At 38.7% G+C, this 16,781-nt stretch carries 17 protein-coding genes; 11 read left to right on the top strand and 6 right to left on the bottom strand.

Annotated features, from left to right (window positions below; all coding sequences use genetic code 11):
- Positions 1–199 precede the first annotated feature (199 nt).
- The 6 genes from H6F45_RS13645 (at position 200) to H6F45_RS26555 (ending at position 4,365) form a co-directional block, all read left to right on the top strand.
- The gene (locus H6F45_RS13645) at positions 200–391 is read left to right on the top strand and encodes a DUF2862 domain-containing protein (protein WP_096567904.1); all 192 of its coding nucleotides are present in this window, start codon (positions 200–202) and stop codon (positions 389–391) included.
- 69 nt (positions 392–460) lie between these two features.
- Complete coding sequence (locus tag H6F45_RS13640) at positions 461–1,561, top strand: ArsA family ATPase (protein ID WP_096567902.1); 1,101 nt, start codon at positions 461–463, stop codon at positions 1,559–1,561.
- A 123-nt stretch (positions 1,562–1,684) separates the two neighbouring features.
- Entirely contained in the window at positions 1,685–2,719 is a 1,035-nt protein-coding gene (gene chlG / locus H6F45_RS13635; RefSeq protein ID WP_190347435.1) for a chlorophyll synthase ChlG, read from the top strand.
- Positions 2,720–2,811: 92 nt separating this feature from the next.
- Positions 2,812–3,531, top strand: a complete 720-nt coding sequence (locus tag H6F45_RS13630) for a hypothetical protein (RefSeq protein WP_190347434.1) — start codon at positions 2,812–2,814, stop codon at positions 3,529–3,531.
- A 150-nt stretch (positions 3,532–3,681) separates the two neighbouring features.
- Complete coding sequence (locus H6F45_RS13625; RefSeq protein WP_190347466.1) at positions 3,682–3,975, top strand: hypothetical protein; 294 nt, start codon at positions 3,682–3,684, stop codon at positions 3,973–3,975.
- Positions 3,976–4,239: 264 nt separating this feature from the next.
- A complete protein-coding gene (locus tag H6F45_RS26555; RefSeq protein WP_307722522.1) occupies positions 4,240–4,365 on the top strand; it encodes a hypothetical protein in 126 nt (41 codons plus the stop codon).
- 192 nt (positions 4,366–4,557) lie between these two features.
- On the opposite strand, the gene H6F45_RS13620 is transcribed toward H6F45_RS26555, so the two are convergent.
- From H6F45_RS13620 to H6F45_RS13605, 4 genes are all read right to left on the bottom strand, one after another.
- Entirely contained in the window at positions 4,558–5,511 is a 954-nt protein-coding gene (locus H6F45_RS13620; protein ID WP_190347433.1) for an alcohol dehydrogenase catalytic domain-containing protein, read from the bottom strand.
- A 45-nt stretch (positions 5,512–5,556) separates the two neighbouring features.
- Entirely contained in the window at positions 5,557–6,174 is a 618-nt protein-coding gene (locus tag H6F45_RS13615) for a hypothetical protein (RefSeq protein WP_137667689.1), read from the bottom strand.
- Positions 6,175–6,355: 181 nt separating this feature from the next.
- A complete protein-coding gene (locus H6F45_RS13610) occupies positions 6,356–7,162 on the bottom strand; it encodes an inositol monophosphatase family protein (protein ID WP_137667690.1) in 807 nt (268 codons plus the stop codon).
- An 84-nt stretch (positions 7,163–7,246) separates the two neighbouring features.
- Positions 7,247–8,674: a BCD family MFS transporter gene (locus tag H6F45_RS13605; protein WP_190347432.1), complete on the bottom strand. Its 1,428-nt coding sequence runs from the start codon at positions 8,672–8,674 to the stop codon at positions 7,247–7,249.
- A gap of 247 nt (positions 8,675–8,921) precedes the next feature.
- Between H6F45_RS13605 and H6F45_RS13600 the strand changes: the two genes are divergently transcribed.
- Positions 8,922–9,866 carry an aldo/keto reductase gene (locus H6F45_RS13600; RefSeq protein ID WP_096567890.1) on the top strand — a complete coding sequence of 315 codons (945 nt, stop codon included), beginning with the start codon at positions 8,922–8,924 and terminating at the stop codon, positions 9,864–9,866.
- A gap of 113 nt (positions 9,867–9,979) precedes the next feature.
- On the opposite strand, the gene H6F45_RS13595 is transcribed toward H6F45_RS13600, so the two are convergent.
- Positions 9,980–11,542, bottom strand: a complete 1,563-nt coding sequence (locus H6F45_RS13595; RefSeq protein ID WP_096572669.1) for a DEAD/DEAH box helicase — start codon at positions 11,540–11,542, stop codon at positions 9,980–9,982.
- A 290-nt stretch (positions 11,543–11,832) separates the two neighbouring features.
- The gene (gene rimO / locus H6F45_RS13590; RefSeq protein ID WP_187038296.1) at positions 11,833–13,158 is read right to left on the bottom strand and encodes a 30S ribosomal protein S12 methylthiotransferase RimO; all 1,326 of its coding nucleotides are present in this window, start codon (positions 13,156–13,158) and stop codon (positions 11,833–11,835) included.
- 822 nt (positions 13,159–13,980) lie between these two features.
- Here rimO and btpA point away from each other — a divergent pair.
- The 4 genes from btpA to H6F45_RS26550 all read left to right on the top strand — a co-directional run.
- On the top strand, positions 13,981–14,829 hold the full coding sequence (gene btpA / locus H6F45_RS13585; protein ID WP_096567886.1) for a photosystem I biogenesis protein BtpA: 849 nt from the start codon (positions 13,981–13,983) through the stop codon (positions 14,827–14,829).
- 24 nt (positions 14,830–14,853) lie between these two features.
- On the top strand, positions 14,854–15,018 hold the full coding sequence (locus tag H6F45_RS13580) for a hypothetical protein (protein ID WP_190347468.1): 165 nt from the start codon (positions 14,854–14,856) through the stop codon (positions 15,016–15,018).
- The gene (locus tag H6F45_RS13575) at positions 15,015–16,007 is read left to right on the top strand and encodes a vitamin K epoxide reductase family protein (protein WP_190347431.1); all 993 of its coding nucleotides are present in this window, start codon (positions 15,015–15,017) and stop codon (positions 16,005–16,007) included. Before H6F45_RS13580 ends, H6F45_RS13575 begins: the two co-directional genes overlap by 4 nt.
- Before the next feature lie 166 nt (positions 16,008–16,173).
- On the top strand, positions 16,174–16,781 hold a 608-nt coding region (locus tag H6F45_RS26550; protein ID WP_190347430.1), incomplete at its 3' end, for an RNA-guided endonuclease TnpB family protein.

Below are 16,781 nucleotides of genomic sequence, written 5' to 3'. Positions count from 1 at the left end.
GTCACTCATTTTAGGATTTATCTAGAATTTATAACATGATTATATATATATGGTTGAAGTATAAAATAAATAAATATATTTAAACATACACAAATGTTAAATCAGATAACTATCAAAGTAACATTTCTGAAAGCTTAACTGCCAACTAAGTCGCAGATTCCGGTACACTGAGATTTGGATTATTGGATTCTAACTAGACATGGAAATCGGACAAAAGGTTAAAGTAGTTCGTTTGCGCGATCGCGTATCTGCTCCTATCGCTCAAAAACTAGGTAAAGTAGGTGTGATAGAAGGTTACAAAGTTACAGATGGTGCTGGTATTGGTGTTGTAGTCAAATTTGATGACAATACCTCCACTTGGTTCTTTGAGGATGAAATTAAAGCCATATAGGTAGATTAGCTGTTTTATTTAAGTGCTAAGTTGGAGTTGAACAAATAGGCGGTAATTGGAAATCACGTAATGGCCTTGATACTGACATTTTTAGGCAAAAACGGCATCGCTCGCAGTAAAATTGCGATCGCCGCAGCCAAGCTATTGGCAAGCCAAGGCAAACGGGTACTTTTAGCAGGATTAGCAGAACCAACGTTGCCAATTTTACTGGAAACTACTCTCTCTCCTGACCCCCAAGAAATCGCTCCCAACTTGCAAGCAGTACAGTTTCAAGCATCTGTACTGCTAGAACGCAACTGGGAAGAAGTAAAAAAACTAGAAGCGCAATATCTCCGTACACCAATTTTAAAAGAGGTCTATGGACAAGAACTGGTAGTGTTACCAGGCATGGATAACGCCCTCGCCCTCAATGCGATTCGTGAATATGATGCCAGTGGCAAATATGACGCGATTATCTATGATGGTGCTGGAGACGCTGCCACCTTGCGGATGTTGGGAATGCCCGAATCTCTTAGCTGGTACGTGCGAAGATTTAGACAATTGTTTGCCAACTCCGATCTAGGTAAAGCAATTTCTGAATCACCCCTCATTCAACCCCTGATTACCAGTTTATTTAATGTTAACTGGACGGCTGATAACTTCTCCCTACCCACTAACCAAGTTAATAATTTTCTTGATCAAGGTAAAGCAGCTTTAGGTGATCCTCAGCGAGTTGCCGCATTTTTAGTCACAACCCCAGATCCCATAGATGTGGTCAGTTCCCGTTATCTTTGGGGTACTGCCCAACAAGTTGGTTTAACTATTGGTGGCGCAATTTTAGTATCTGCTGATCAAAGCACCAATCTATCAGCAGAATTTTCACCCCTACCTATCAGCATAGTTCCTGATGTATCCAACAGTGAATGGCAACCTTTGATAGATGCTTTACCTAACTTTGTCGAGCAAGCATTAAAAGCACCCAAACCAATTGAAATAGACGTACATAATCGCCAAGTACGGCTATTTTTACCAGGTTTTGACAAAAAACAAGTCAAACTCACTCAATCGGGTCCAGAAGTCACAATAGAAGCCGGAGATCATCGCCGTAATATCTTCTTACCCCCTGCCCTCAGTGGTAAACCTGTTACCGGGGCAAAGTTTCAAAATAGTTATTTGATTATTTCTTTTTAGGGACTGGTGACTGGGGACTGGTGACTAGGGACTGGGTAATAACTCTTCTTCTTCCCAATCACCAATCACCAATCACCAATCACCAATCACCAATCACCAATCACCAATCACCCATTACATCTTATGTCTGAATCAACTCCGATAAATCAAAATTCTCAACCAACTGAGGTTGTAGAAACAACAATTCAGGAAGCTACAAATAAAGAAGATCGTAATGCGAAAACTCGTCAACTTTTGGGAATGAAAGGTGCAGCACCAGGAGAAACATCAATCTGGAAAATTCGTTTACAGTTGATGAAACCTATTACCTGGATTCCCTTAATTTGGGGTGTTGTTTGTGGTGCAGCGTCTTCCGGTAACTATACTTGGACTTTGGAAAATGTCCTAAAAGCAGCCCTTTGTATGTTGCTTTCTGGTCCATTATTAACTGGTTATACCCAAACCATTAATGATTATTATGATCGGGAAATAGACGCTATTAATGAACCTTACCGCCCTATTCCATCGGGGGCAATTTCCGAAAAACAAGTAGTTACCCAATTTGTGCTTTTACTATTATTAGGATATGGTGTAGCCTACACTTTAGATTTATGGGCAGGTCATCCATTTCCTAATATTTTAGGATTGTCGGTTTTTGGTTCTTTTATTGCCTACATTTATTCTGCACCACCATTAAAATTAAAACAAAATGGTTGGTTAGGAAATTATGCTTTAGGTGCAAGTTATATTGCATTACCTTGGTGGGCGGGTCATGCTTTATTTGGTGAGTTAAATTGGAAAATTGTAGTTCTCACCTTATTTTATAGTTTGGCAGGTTTGGGAATTGCGGTTGTTAATGATTTCAAAAGTGTAGAAGGCGATCGCCAACTTGGTTTAAAATCATTACCAGTTATGTTTGGTGTCCAAACTGCCGCGTTAATTTGTGTAATCATGATTGACTTATTCCAAGGTTTAGTTGCAGGTTATCTCGTCAGCATCCATGAGAACTTGTACGCCGCAATTTTGGTATTATTAATCATTCCCCAAATCACTTTTCAGGATATGTATTTCTTACGTGATCCTATAGCAAATGATGTAAAATACCAAGCCAGCGCCCAACCTTTTCTAGTATTCGGAATGCTAGTTACAGGTTTAGCATTAGGACACGCAGGAATTTAACGGTTATTTTCAGTAGATATCCTCGACTCGTCAAAGATGTCGGGGATATGTTGGAAAAATGCTCCATTCAAAAACTAATCTAAGAGAAACAAATGTTACGCAGAATTCTATTTATATTAGCACTAAGCCCCATTTTCACAAGTTTAATAGAGTTTCCATCTAATGCTGGATATGTTCGCGGATATTACCGTAAAGACGGAACATACGTTAGACCACACTATAGAAGTAATCCGATATCCAGAAGTATTTATTACGATCCGTTGATAACGCCGTTACCACCTACGCCATCAATTAAATATAATATTCCTAATCATAATTCGATCCCAATTCCAGTTGTACCTATTACTCCTATAAATACGGATTCAGGTGCAGAATCTTTCGATACACTAACACCTGCATTGCAACCAGAAATAACAGAAAACAAATATGGAAATAGCTGTGAAGATGTAGTATTTCACTCAATGAAAGACTTACAACATCAACGAGATTTATTGTTGAGCATTGAGCTAAAAAAAGCAACAGATACTTATGGAATATCACCACAAAATAGACCCTATTATTATTTAATATCTATGTCTGGAAGTTCTGTTGATTCAATTTTTAATTCACCTCAATTAATAAGAACAATATCTCGTAGAATAATTAAAAAATGTCCTTCCATTAGCGCAATTGCATTCGGCAGAAGTAATAGTGGTGAATTGTATACTATTGGAATTTTGCCAAGCAAAGAAGTTGATTTCTTTCAATGTGTTGAAGATATTAATTCAAATTTTAATAGTTTAACTTGGGGTCAAGAATATTGCCATTTGTAATGAAAAATAGAATTATGATTTTAACCTATATCATCCATTATGACACGCTTACTAGATTTACACTTTGTAATATATCTTTAGCAAGAAGTGATCAATAAGGAGTTAGGAGTTATATTAGTTCCTAACTCCTCACTTGTATTGACTATTGCCATGTTAAATTTTGTATCTTTTCTCATTCATGGGATACAGCCATTTTTAATTCCCATTTGTTTTGTCGTCGCTTGGACAACCATAATTATAGTGTTTCTGAATTTATGGACAGCGACCAAAGACACCGTGAAAACTGCCAAAAAAATGCACCAAATTCCCTGCCATAATTGCCAATTTTTTACTAATAATTATCGTCTTAAATGTACTGTAAATCCTTATATTGCGAATACAGAAGAAGCAATAGGTTGTAAAGATCATCAACCCCATAAAAATTTTGATTCTGAAAAATATTAGACAATCAGCAGGTTATTTTTCCCAGATACACTAAAAATATTTGTAACAATTTTTACCATTTTCACAACTTCCTCAACTTTGTCAGTTAAATTACAACCAGATAAATTACAACCAGACAGTAAAGGTTACTTAAAAACCTATCTGTTTGTAAAGTACGTATTTGTACGTATTTATTGGATAACTTGATAAAGTTTAAAGGATGGAAAAAAACTCAAAGCACAAGAAAAATCCGAGGAATTAAAAGATGCTTTAGGTAAAATTTGCATGATTGACCTAGCATTTATTGAACAATCATATATAGATGTTGCAACAACTGCTGTATTAAGAGAAACTGGTTCGTCAGCAGCTTTATTTAAACGTTTAGTTACCAAAGGTGCAGAATCAATGTGAGATTTTCCTTCAACAATAGACATCTCCAGAAATTAAATATGCGGTTTCCAGAACCCTTGTAGAGACTTTGTATGCAACGTCTCTACATTCTTTTTCGGAGAGGTCTAATAGAAAATTAACATTGGATAATTGACGATTTAAAACTTGAACAACATAATTATCAATTGTCAATTATCAATTATCAATTATCAACTAATTCATCTCTAACAACACCTTTAAAACTCCCTTAGTTTGTGCTTTTGCAAAAGCAGCTAAACCTTCACTCAAGGGATAATTTGCTTGAATCAAATATGTAACATCTATCTGATTTTTTGCTAATAATTCCAATGCTGGAGAAAAGGGACCACAACGAGAACCTATCAGGGTAATTTCATCTACCACTAAGGAGGACATATCCACACTTAAATCACCAGCGTAGGTACTTTTTAAAACTAGCTTACCTCTAGGACGTAAAGCGCGACGTGCAGTAGCAAAACCTTCAGGATTTCCTGTACAATCTACAGAAATATCAAAACTTCTATCTTTTATATCATCAACTAAACCTGTTTTTATTCCTCTATTTTCCAAGTTTGCTAATTTATCTTTGTGTCTTCCTACTACTAATAAATCACAACCAGTTAACGCTAAAGTTTGCGCTATTAATTGTCCTAATTTTCCATCTCCTACAACTAAAACTCTATCATCTGGAATGATTTTTACCTGTTCTTGAATTTCTAAAGCTGCTGCAATAGGTTCAGTAAAAGTTGCTGCATCTGTAGAAACATTTTCTGGGACAAGATGCAGGTTTTTTTCAGGTAAACACAGATATTCAGCAAAAGCACCATTACGATTAACAATACCTAAAACCGTGCGATTTTCACAGTGGGTAGGTTCTCCCCGCAGACAAAACCGACAATAACCACAAGCAGCGTTTATTTCACCAACAACTCTTTTATTTATTAAATGTTCTGAACCTTTTTCTACAATTCCTACAAATTCATGACCTAAAATACCTGCATAGGGATAATAACCTTTGAGTAATTCTAAGTCAGTGTTACAAATACCTGCACGTACAACCTTTACTAAAGCTTCTCCCTTTGGGGGTTGGGGAATGGGAATATCCGTTTTTAATTGTAATTCTTTATTTTCTAACCAAAGTGCTTTCATAATTTGGTAATAGGTAATTGGTAATGGGTGATTGGTAAATGGTGATTAGTTATTTATTTCTTGTAAAATACCGATAATTGAACTAACCAAAATATCTACATCTCCAGGAACTTTAAACAAATTAATATCTTGGGTTATTTGTTGTTGACTACTATCAATTTTACCAAATTGCCAAACATTACCAATAGTCACAGCACCATACAAAATACTCTTTTCCTGAATGTGAGATAATGCAATTAATTCCACAGCTAATTGTGTAAAACCTCTAGTCAAATCATCATTTTTAGCTTCGATAACCAAGAAATTATTATTTAACCGTAAAAGATAATCAAGATTCCCCTTGAGTTGATTATTAATAGCAAGAGGGTATTCAATTCGCATTTGACAATGACAATAACGAATTACCTCTAATAAAATTGGAGATACTAAAGTTTCCCTTCTTGCAGTTTCATTACTCAAACTAACAAAAGGTAAAATATCATCTATTCTTTGTTTGAGTGCTGGTAATTCTTGAAATTCCTGCTTGGTTTGTGGTAAAGATAGGTGCTTTTTAATTAGAGAGTAATTAAATTCAGCTAAAATATCATCTGCTTCATAAGGTAACTCAAAATAAGACCGAAAAGTATAAGATTGATCTTCTTGCAGAATTTTCATTTTAGCCATAGCACCTACCTTTTTTATTTTATTATTTCAAATCTTCATTTCTCTGTGTTCTCTGTGTCTCTGTGGTTCGTTATTTCTGATTAGAACTTAGGTAAAATTTAACTAAAAATCTGATTCTTATGTAGGGGTAATTCATGAATTACCCCTACTTTCGTTTTGTGTTGCGTAAGTCCTGCTAATACTACAATTTAACACCTTTAAGAAATGGTGTAAACACAGATTCAATTTTTGAATCACTGACAACCATTGTCGGAAAAGAGCGATCGCTATAATCAACACCTGCTATTAATGGAAAAGGTTGATCTTTCAAAGATATCCAACAACCACCAGCAGCTTGTAAAATTACCCAAGCACCTGCAATATCCCAAACTTTGGGAGTCGCTTCCACACCTCCCAAAACTGCACCAGTCGCAACAGTTAAAAAGTTGTAACTTGCAACTCCCAACATCCGCAACTTACAAGGAAAACCCGGTTGAATAATTCCCGTACTGCGAGAACAAAGATTAAAAAAATGATTTCCACTCGGATCATCCTTACTGGTATGAATGGGGTGGTTATTTAAAAATGCTCCTGTTGGCGTTTGTAACCCTGATGAACCAGCCCAAAAACCATGAAAGGTTTGATTTAATGGTGGTACATGAACATAACCGAAAATGGGCGTACCTTGATAAAGTAAACCTAAAGAAATTGCCCAGATAGGAATACCCCTGGTAAAATTTGTTGTCCCATCCAAAGGATCAATTACCCAACACCATTCTGTATCAGGAAAAGTTTTATCACTTTCTTCACTTAAAATTCCGTAACCTGAGAAAGTAGAAGCTATAGCATCTCTAATTTCTTGATCTGCCCATTTATCAGCTTGAGTAACTAAAGTTCCATCAGCTTTTTGAGATGCTTGAACTTTACCAAAATCCTGCATTAATTGTTTTCCCACTCTGGTTGTAATAGTTTGGGAAAAATCTAAAATCGTGTTCCAAAAATCATTCATTGTTAATTCGTAATTCGTAATTATTTATTGGTCATTAGTCATTGGCTAATTATACCTAATCACCAGTCACCAGTCACCAATCACCTAATCTAAATCACTTTCTAAAACCGAAGCTAAAGCTTGTTTAGTATTGGTTTGAAATTCTGTCACATTTACCCGGTTTAAAAACCACAGAGAAATGATCATTCCCAAAGCTTCTAAAACAAAAACCATACCATAAGCTAATGGTAAATTATTGGTAAACAAATTGCGACCAATATCTAAAACAGTACCACCAATGACTACAGCTATTCCTCTAGATATAGATTGTGCTAATCCCCATGCACCGATAAAAGTACCTGCGGCTTCTGCTACTGTTAAATCTAACATTAAACTGACTGCGCCAGTGGTGACAAAACCGGTAGATAAACCAAATATTACTAAACCAAATTTTAAAAAGTTGGCATTACCAGAAAACCCGGAAAATCCTAATAATAAAGCGGAAAAAGCTACTAAAATACAGCCTAGTTTAATTGTTTTGCGTTTACCTATACGTGGCACAATGAAAAAGCCAGTTACACCATAAGCTATTAAAATTCCCGTACCATAAAAAACATTAAGTTTGGTACTTTCAGCCAAAGGCATTTTAAACACTTCACCCGCATAAGGTTCTAAAATTGGATCTTGCATAAATAAACTAATTGTCATTACCAATAAAAAGGTAAAAAACAAACCTGTTTGCGGACTAGCTGTTAATATTGACCAAGCTGCACCTAAACTAATGCTATCTTCTCGGTTTCCTGGTGTGGAACGTTGATAAAAGCGAGAATATTTTTTTTCTACACCTACAGTAGAAATAATAGAGAAAAGAAATACTACACTAGGAACAATTAGAAATAATCTATTAATGGCAGATTGTAAAGTCTCTAAAGGTGCATTTCCATCCAATTGTTTTAATAAACTAGAACTAACAATTGCTCCTACAACAATACCAACCATTAGCATTGACCAGACAATACCAACGACTTGGGAACGGTTATCTTCTTCGGAAATATCTACTAATAATGCGGCAAATGCAGTACCACTAACACAAATTGCTAAACCATAAATAGCAAAAACTAAACCTAAAACTCCTGTCCAAGCGATCGCTTGAGTTGTCCACACCCAACTATCACCACTGATAGCGTTTAACTGCCAAATTACTTGTACTGCTAAAAAAGCAGCGATCGCAAATATTGCCGCCCCGATCCACACATAAGCTGTACGATGATAACCCAACAACGGTTTAGCATCAGATATCTGTCCAAATAAAATTCGCGTCGGAGAGACAAAAGCAGGTATAGCTAACACTATAGCTACTATTGTCGCCGGAATGGCGATTTCTTGAATCATGACTCGGTTGAGTACCCCCAGAGTCAAAATAGACATCATACTCAACCCCATCTGAAAAAACCCTAACCTAAACATAGTCGGTATGTTGACCTTGGGTACGGTTAGGGAGTCTTTTGGGGTATCGAAAATATCACCTGCCATAACTACTGTTTTGTATTGTTTACAGAATTTAATTTCATTTAGGACTCATGCAAGATTGGAATAAAAATCTGATTCCTACGTAGGGGTAATTCATGAATTACCCCTACTTTCGTTCTGTTTTGCGTCAGTCCTGTCATTAATCAAGATAAACCGAAATGTTCAACCACTGTGGAGTCACCTGAACAAGTTTAGATAAAACGTTAAACTAAATCTGTAAAGAAATGTAACTAAAATCTATTTTAGCAAAATGGAAGCGATCGCATTAGGTAAAACTGGCTTAACCGTTCCCCCTTTATGTTTAGGAACTTGGGCTTGGGGTGATAAACTTTTTTGGAACTATGGGGATAATTACGGAGAAGAACAACTGCAAGCAGCTTTTACCACTGCTGTAGATGCAGGTGTCACTTTCTTTGATACTGCGGAAGTTTACGGTTTAGGACTTTCAGAACAGTTTTTAGGCAAGTTCATCAAACAAACATCCCAAAAAGTACAAATTGCTACTAAATTCGGTCCTTTACCTTGGCGTTGGGACGGAAAATCTGTTTCTGAAGCGTTAACAGAAAGTCTAAAACGTCTCCAATTAGAAAGAATAGAATTATACCAAGTTCACTGGCCATTTACATTCTTTCTCTCTCAAGAAACTTTGATGAACACTTTAGCAGATGAGGTACAGAAGGGAAGAATTGGGGCAATAGGTGTCAGTAATTATTCTGCCTCAGAAATGAGAAATGTACACAAAATATTATCCGCAAGGGGAATACCCCTAGCAGTTAACCAGGTGCGTTATTCTCTGTTAACAAGGCAAATTGAAAGCAACGAGATTTTACAGACAGCCCGTGAATTAGGTGTAACAATATTAGCTTATAGTCCCTTAGCTCAGGGATTATTAACAGGCAAATACACCACCTCTTATAAACCCACAGGTGCTAGAAGCATAGACCCGCGATTTAGTCAAGATGGTTTAAATAAAATTGCCCCAGTTTTATCTTTATTGCAAAAAATCGGTAATAAATATGATCGTACCCCTGCCCAAGTAGCCCTTAACTGGTTAATTGCCCAGGGGAACGTGATACCCATTGCGGGAGTCAAAAACCCCGAACAAGTAAAACAGAACGTTGGCGCTTTAGGTTGGAACATGACCAAGGATGAGTTTGACGAAATAGATCAAATTACTCAACCCTGGAAAAATTGAACTTTATTAACTGTGATGGGGAGGTGGGCAGATGGGGAGCAGGGAGAAATTATTTGTATTTTCCCAGTCACCAATCACCAATCACCAATCACCAGTCCCCAATCACCAATCACCTACACCTGTTTTTGATTACCTGGTAAAACAGGAGACTCATGACGGTCATAGCGTTCTTGGCGTTCCTTCCGTAGTTTGGGTTTGGGTGTAGGCCTTCCTTCATCGCCATTTCTGTCAGACTTAGACCAGGAACGTCCACGATTACCTCCAGAACGCTCGTTGTAGTCACCGCCAAAATTGCGTTCTGAGCGATCGCCATCACGACGTTTGTTGAGTTTGGGTTTGGGAGTAGGTTCTTCATCAGGAACATCTACACCATTTTGCAACCAAGCGGGACGGGTTTGATCGTAAGCCAGTTGTAAAGCTGCTGCTGCGATCGCCTGAGCATCATATTTTTCAGTCAATTCGCTAATAATGGGCAAGAATGAAGCCAACCGTTCACCTGCTAAAGCTTCAGAAACCTGATCTTTCAATTTCTGAATGTGTCGAGCTTCAATTTGCGCTCTGGTAGGAATTGTTAACACCTGCCAGCTTTGACGGTTATGGCGTTCAAATGCCTGTTGCTTACGACGTTCAAATGGTTGTACCAAAGAAATCGCAGTACCTTCTTTACCAGCGCGACCAGTTCTGCCGATCCGGTGCAGGTAGGTTTCTACACTATCAGGCAAGTCAAAGTTAATCACGTGGGAAAGCAGATCCACATCTAAACCCCGTGCCGCAATATCAGTAGCTACCACCCAGCGTACTTGGGCATTACGGAAACGAGTTAATAATCTTTCCCGTGCTTGTTGGGATAAATCACCATGATATTCATCTACACTGTGACCAGCAGCTTGCAATTGATTGGTCAATTCTGCGGCTGTGCGTCTGGTGCGGACAAAGATTAAAGCTGTGTCTGGATCTTCCATTTCCAAAATAGGTTGCAAAGCTTTAGCCTTTGTCCAGTGTCGAGGAATTAGGTAAGCTACTTGGTTGATTTTATTGGGTGCAGCTTTTGGTTGCTCAACGGTGACAGTCACCGGAGAGTTTAAAAACTTATTCACCAACTGGCGAATAGATGGGGGCATAGTTGCCGAGAATAAAGCCGTTTGCCGATCTTCGGGAGCTTGGGACAATATTTTGATGACATCATCAATAAAACCCATGCTCAACATTTCATCGGCTTCATCTAAAACAAACCATTTCACTTGGTCGAGCTTTAAACTACCACGTTCCAACAAGTCTATTACCCGTCCTGGTGTACCGACAACTACATGAACACCACGTTTTAGCTGCATCATTTGTCGGTCAATAGACTGACCACCATAGATAGCCAAAACACGCAAACCATCATCACCCATAAACTGGGAAATGGCATCATGAACCTGCATCGCCAATTCACGAGTCGGTGTTAAAACTAAGGCTTGTACTGCTCTTTTACTTACATCCAATTTTTCCAACATGGGCAAAGAAAAAGCAGCCGTTTTCCCTGTACCTGTTTGGGATTGACCCACTACATCACGACCCGCCAAAAGTTGGGGAATCGCTTGCATTTGAATGTTGGTAGGTGCGGTGAAGCCGATTTTTTCTAATTGTTCAACACGCTCTTGGGAAATGCCTAGTTCTTGAAAGGTAAGATTCATTAATTCTCCTAGATTTTCTTTATTGTGAATTTTGGACTTGTAAGCCGAATACTTAATACCAATTCGTAATATTTCCTTCGGTCCGGTTAGGGATACGTAATTCATAATTTATAATTATGGCAGTCCGACCGAATCTGGGTTTGAGGACTTTAATCAGTCGCCGAATTTTAGAGAATTGGTATATTTTGTAAGTTAGGTAATGGGTAATGGGTAATTGGTGATTGGTGATTGGTGATTGGGAAAAATACAAATAATTTTCCTCTGCTTCTTACCCAGTCCCCAGTCCCCAGTCACCGATCACCATTCACCACCTCACCATAGAGGTCGTAGGCATCAGCACTGGTGATTTTGACTGGTACGATTGTTCCTAGTCTGGCTTCGCCTGTAACATAGACTTGACCATCAACTTCTGGGGAAAATCTGGCGGAACGGCCAATTAACTCTCCACTTCCGGGGTTTTCTTGCTCAATCAGGACATCAACTATTTTCCCGACTTCCTCCTGATTTTTACGGAGAGAAATAGGTTGTTGTAATGCCATGATTTGATCGCGTCGTTCTACCATCAATTCTTGTGGTAATTGATTGGGTAGGTTATAAGCTGGTGTTCCTTCTTCTGGAGAAAAGGTGAACACACCAACATGATCAAATTCATGTCGTTCTGTAAACTCTAGTAAATGCTGAAAATGTTCCTCTGTCTCTCCAGGAAAACCAACTATCAATGTCGTTCGCAGCACTGCTGATGGTAAGGCGGTTTTGATGCGCTCAATAATTCCGTCATTGACTCTACCCTGCCAAGGACGATTCATGGCGCGAAGTATCTCTGGATGAGAATGCTGTAACGGCAAATCTAGATAAGGTAGGAAATTAGATGTTTCTTGAATTGCCGCAATTACATCTGGGCTTAGTCCCGTAGGATAAGCATAGTGCATTCTCACCCAGGGTATATCTACTTTCCCCAAGGCACGAATGAGTTCCGCTAACTTTGGTTTACCGTAAATATCTAATCCATAGTTAGTGGTGATTTGGGAAATGAGAATTATCTCTTGTACCCCTTGCGCTGCCAGCTGCTCTGCTTCGGCTACTATTGATTCAATTGTACGCGATCGCTGGTTTCCTCTCAAATGAGGAATTATACAAAATGCACAACGATAATCACATCCTTCGGCAACTCTCAGGTATGCTACTCCTTCGGTTGTTGTCCTGTAGCGTGGTGTGGTTTCATCAGCTATGTAGGTGGGTTCGGAGCTAATTTGTTTAACTCGCTCTCCCTGTTCTACTCGCTCAATCACATTGACTATTTTGTGATAATCTCCTGTGCCAACTACCGCTACTGCTTCTGGCAACTCTTCCAATAATTGTTCTTGAAAATGTTGCGCCATGCAACCAGTAATCACTACTTTTTTATTGGCTTCTGCCAGTTCTACTAATGTTCTTACCGATTCTTCCCTGGCAGCTTCGATAAAACTACAGGTATTTACTATTACATAATCTGCTAACTCTTCATTTGAATCTACACCATAACCTGCTTCTACCAACAGCCCTAACATATGTTCTGTATCTATTCGGTTTTTCTCGCAGCCCAGGTGTGAAATCGCAATCGTTGGCTTGTCACCCATATTTTGAAAAAATCTTCAATTTTTTTCTCTTTTCTTCAAACATTACAAACATTAAACTAGGTGCTTTTTCCCGCACCATAACTAGGATTTTACAGTGACTATTCGCCACTGTCAGCAAGTGCCCATTGAAATATAACCCTATTCATGGTTCATGATAGTGGTTATGCTATGATGTCTTTGTTATTTTGTTTCCCAGGGTAAATTTAGGTGTCTTTGGGTAGTTTAGACACTGTTAATATTTTTTAACGATTCGCTTAATGGTATTTTACATTACCCCAGCGTGTGCGTTGTTAATTTACCCATCGGGAAGCCGCCCAAAGGGCTGTTGGTGAGAAGTCGCTACCCTCCGGGAAATCGCTAACGCGACTAAGCCCATAAAGCAGTATTGCTGCCCTACCTTCAGGCTAGTGCTGTAATGTACTGACAGCTATCAACCTAAACAACGGGAAGCGGCCTTGCGTCTTGTGAGTGGCAAACTCCTCTTGTAGCCATATTTTATCTTAACATATCTTATGAAAGGTTTAACGACAATTTACATCTTCAGCATGAGGAGATTTATTAAATCCTGAATAACACGCCAAAGCATATCAGTATAGCAATCAGCTATCAGCCTTCAGCTATCAGCTTTCAGCTTTCAGTCTGGAGATGAAATACAGAGAATGACAGGACTTGAGCAATAGTTGGCTTTTTTGTATTGGCGTAATTTGTAGCCAATTCAAAATTTTGAATCTTTGTTATTGGTATCATTTAGCTGATTACTGATTACTGATAGCTAAATACTAATTTTTCAACTCTGAACAATGCCATCTTCAAATTAAAGACGTGGACTTATATCAACTATTCAAAACTTGCAAACCGATTATTGGCGTAGTTCATCTGCTACCCTTACCTACCTCAGCCCGTTGGGGAGGTAGCCTGAAAGCGGTAATTGACCGTGCTGAACAAGAAGCTACAGCCCTTGCCAGTGGAGGGGTAGACGGCTTAATTGTAGAAAATTTTTTTGATGCTCCTTTTACTAAAAATCAAGTTGATCCCGCTGTTGTCAGTGCTATGACGGTGGTAGTACAGCGGATACAGAATTTAGTAACTTTACCTGTGGGTTTAAATGTTTTAAGAAATGATGGCAAAAGTGCAATGGCGATCGCCAGTTGTGTAAAAGCCCAATTTATCCGGGTTAATGTCCTCACAGGGGTAATGGCCACTGACCAAGGATTAATTGAAGGGGAGGCACATGAATTACTACGCTATCGTAGAGAATTAGGTTCTGATGTCAAAATTTTGGCTGATGTGCTAGTTAAACACGCCCGTCCTTTAAGTTCTCCTAACCTGACTGTGGCTGTGAAAGACACAATAGAAAGAGGTTTAGCAGATGGGGTAATTTTATCAGGTTGGGCAACTGGTAGCCCTCCCAATTTAGAGGATCTAGAATTAGCTAGTGGTGCGGCTGCTGGTACACCAGTTTTTATCGGTAGCGGTGCTGATTGGGAAAATGTGGGTACGCTAATGCAAGCTGCTGATGGTGTGATTGTTTCCAGTTCTTTAAAACGTCACGGGCAAATTTCCCAACCCATTGATCCAATTCGCGTCAGTCAATTTGTGGAAGCTGCTCATCGCACTTGGAATTCTAAAGGTGAAACTAAATCAAGTTCCTCAGTCAAGTTACATTCTTAGGGACTGGGGACTGGGAAGAAGCAGGTGAGCAGGGAGCAGGGAGCAGGGGGAAATTATTTGTATTTTCCCAATCACCAATCACCAATCACCAATCACCAATCACCAATCACCAATCACCAATCACCAATCACCAATCACCAATTACCAATCACCAATCACCAATTACCAATCACCAATCACCAATTATGATTCGTCGTCGTTCTACTCCTTGGATTCATAAATGGTCGCGTCCGTTAATTGGGGCGATCGCCGGATTTGGTATTCTGAATACAGGTTATCTCACCTTTGAAAAGCTCACCGGAGGTAGTCCTCTTTGTAATACTCCTGAAGCTGTAAAAGGTTGTGCTGATGTACTTTCTAGCCCTTGGGGGACTGTTTTTGGTCAACCTTTAGCTTTGTTTGGCTTGCTGGCATACGTGGGTATGTTCGTATTGGCTTTAGCTCCCTTAGCATTAAAATCAGCGGAAAAAGACAAGATCAAAAACGCTAAACAAATAGAATTGCTGACTTGGTGGTTGCTGTTGGTGGGAGCGATCGCCATGACTGTATTTAGTGCATATTTAATGTATGTCCTGGCATTTGAACTCAAAGCTTTATGTTGGTACTGCATCGCTTCGGCTTTGTTTGCTTTGAGTATGCTTACCCTCACGATTTTAGGACGTGATTGGGAAGATATCGGACAAATCTTCTTTACCGCTATTATTGTCGGGATGGTGACGCTAATTGCCACCTTGGGAGTTTATTCTGGTATTAATGCCGATGGCACTGTAGGAGATGCGGATGGTCCTCAGCGAATTTCGGCCTTTGCTCCCAAGGAAAATCCTAACCCTGCATTTGGTTGGGAAATTACTACAACTTCGGGAGAGTCAGAAATTGCTTTAGCAGAACATTTAGTCAAAGTAGGCGCTAAGGAATATGTAGCTTATTGGTGTCCTCATTGCCACGAACAAAAGCTGCTCTTTGGTAAAGAAGCTTATAAGATTATCGACGATAATATAGCTGTGGAGTGTGCAGCAGACAGTCCTAAAGGTAAGCCAGCATTGTGTCAAGCTGCAAAAATTCAAGGTTTCCCTTCTTGGGTGATTAATGGTCAAATCTATAGTGGTGTACAAAATTTAAACGAACTTGCCAAAATTACTGGTTATACAGGACCGCAAAACTTCAAGTATTTTCGGTAAACTAGCGCAATAATTCATCTAAAATTTTTCCCTAACTAAGCTTAACGCTAAAGTTAGGGTTAGTAGCTAGTTAATGTTTTCTTAACCAATACTAACAAATACTCACATTTACTGAAAATTTCCTGTCATCTTTTGCTTTGTGACAGAATTACAGTAAAATCACTGTATGCTACTAGGATTCAAAACCCAACTCAAAGTTAACAAGCAACAACGACTACTACTGGCGCAACACGCAGGAGTAGCCAGACACGCTTGGAATCAAGGGTTAGCACTTTGTCAACAGGTATTATTACATAACAAACTGCAACCAGAAGACAAAATCAAATTTCCCACAGCCATAGATTTACACAAATGGTTAGTAGCAGCCATTAAATCTACCCATCCTTGGTATTATGAAGTGTCTAAATGCGCCCCTCAATACGCATTAAGATATTTGTCAGATGCTTTTAAATCTTTCTTCAAAAAAAGTAAAGGGTTTCCTAAGTTTAAGAAAAAAGGGAGAGATGATTCTTTTACCTTAGATGGTGTCATAAAAATTGACTACAGAAAGGTAAAAGTACCCGTAATTGGTTGGATAAAAACTTATGAAATTCTCCCTACAGGATATAAACCGAAATCTGTCACCATCAGTAAACAAGCTGACAAGTGGTTTATCTCTTGGAAAATAGAAATAGAAACGAATCAAACCCAGAAAAATCAAGAGTTTGTAGGAGTTGATTTAGGAATCAATCACTTAGCTACATTATCAACAGGAGAAGTATTTGATGGAGTAAA

Source organism: Sphaerospermopsis sp. FACHB-1194, from assembly GCF_014696235.1.
GTDB classification, from domain to species: Bacteria; Cyanobacteriota; Cyanobacteriia; order Cyanobacteriales; family Nostocaceae; genus Sphaerospermopsis; species Sphaerospermopsis kisseleviana.
Note: the sequence above shows the minus strand (reverse complement) of the source record. Positions and strands in the feature narration are given on the sequence as shown.

Bases quoted from the DNA above. Each gene is read 5' to 3' on its own strand.
- H6F45_RS13645 (WP_096567904.1), top strand. From the start codon at position 200: ATGGAAATCGGACAAAAGGTTAAAGTAGTTCGTTTGCGCGATCGCGTA.
- H6F45_RS13640 (WP_096567902.1), top strand. From the start codon at position 461: ATGGCCTTGATACTGACATTTTTAGGCAAAAACGGCATCGCTCGCAGT.
- chlG (WP_190347435.1), top strand. From the start codon at position 1,685: ATGTCTGAATCAACTCCGATAAATCAAAATTCTCAACCAACTGAGGTT.
- H6F45_RS13630 (WP_190347434.1), top strand. From the start codon at position 2,812: ATGTTACGCAGAATTCTATTTATATTAGCACTAAGCCCCATTTTCACA.
- H6F45_RS13625 (WP_190347466.1), top strand. From the start codon at position 3,682: ATGTTAAATTTTGTATCTTTTCTCATTCATGGGATACAGCCATTTTTA.
- H6F45_RS26555 (WP_307722522.1), top strand. From the start codon at position 4,240: ATGATTGACCTAGCATTTATTGAACAATCATATATAGATGTTGCAACA.
- H6F45_RS13620 (WP_190347433.1), bottom strand. From the start codon at position 5,511: ATGAAAGCACTTTGGTTAGAAAATAAAGAATTACAATTAAAAACGGAT.
- H6F45_RS13615 (WP_137667689.1), bottom strand. From the start codon at position 6,174: ATGGCTAAAATGAAAATTCTGCAAGAAGATCAATCTTATACTTTTCGG.
- H6F45_RS13610 (WP_137667690.1), bottom strand. From the start codon at position 7,162: ATGAATGATTTTTGGAACACGATTTTAGATTTTTCCCAAACTATTACA.
- H6F45_RS13605 (WP_190347432.1), bottom strand. From the start codon at position 8,674: ATGGCAGGTGATATTTTCGATACCCCAAAAGACTCCCTAACCGTACCC.
- H6F45_RS13600 (WP_096567890.1), top strand. From the start codon at position 8,922: ATGGAAGCGATCGCATTAGGTAAAACTGGCTTAACCGTTCCCCCTTTA.
- H6F45_RS13595 (WP_096572669.1), bottom strand. From the start codon at position 11,542: ATGAATCTTACCTTTCAAGAACTAGGCATTTCCCAAGAGCGTGTTGAA.
- rimO (WP_187038296.1), bottom strand. From the start codon at position 13,158: ATGGGTGACAAGCCAACGATTGCGATTTCACACCTGGGCTGCGAGAAA.
- H6F45_RS13575 (WP_190347431.1), top strand. From the start codon at position 15,015: ATGATTCGTCGTCGTTCTACTCCTTGGATTCATAAATGGTCGCGTCCG.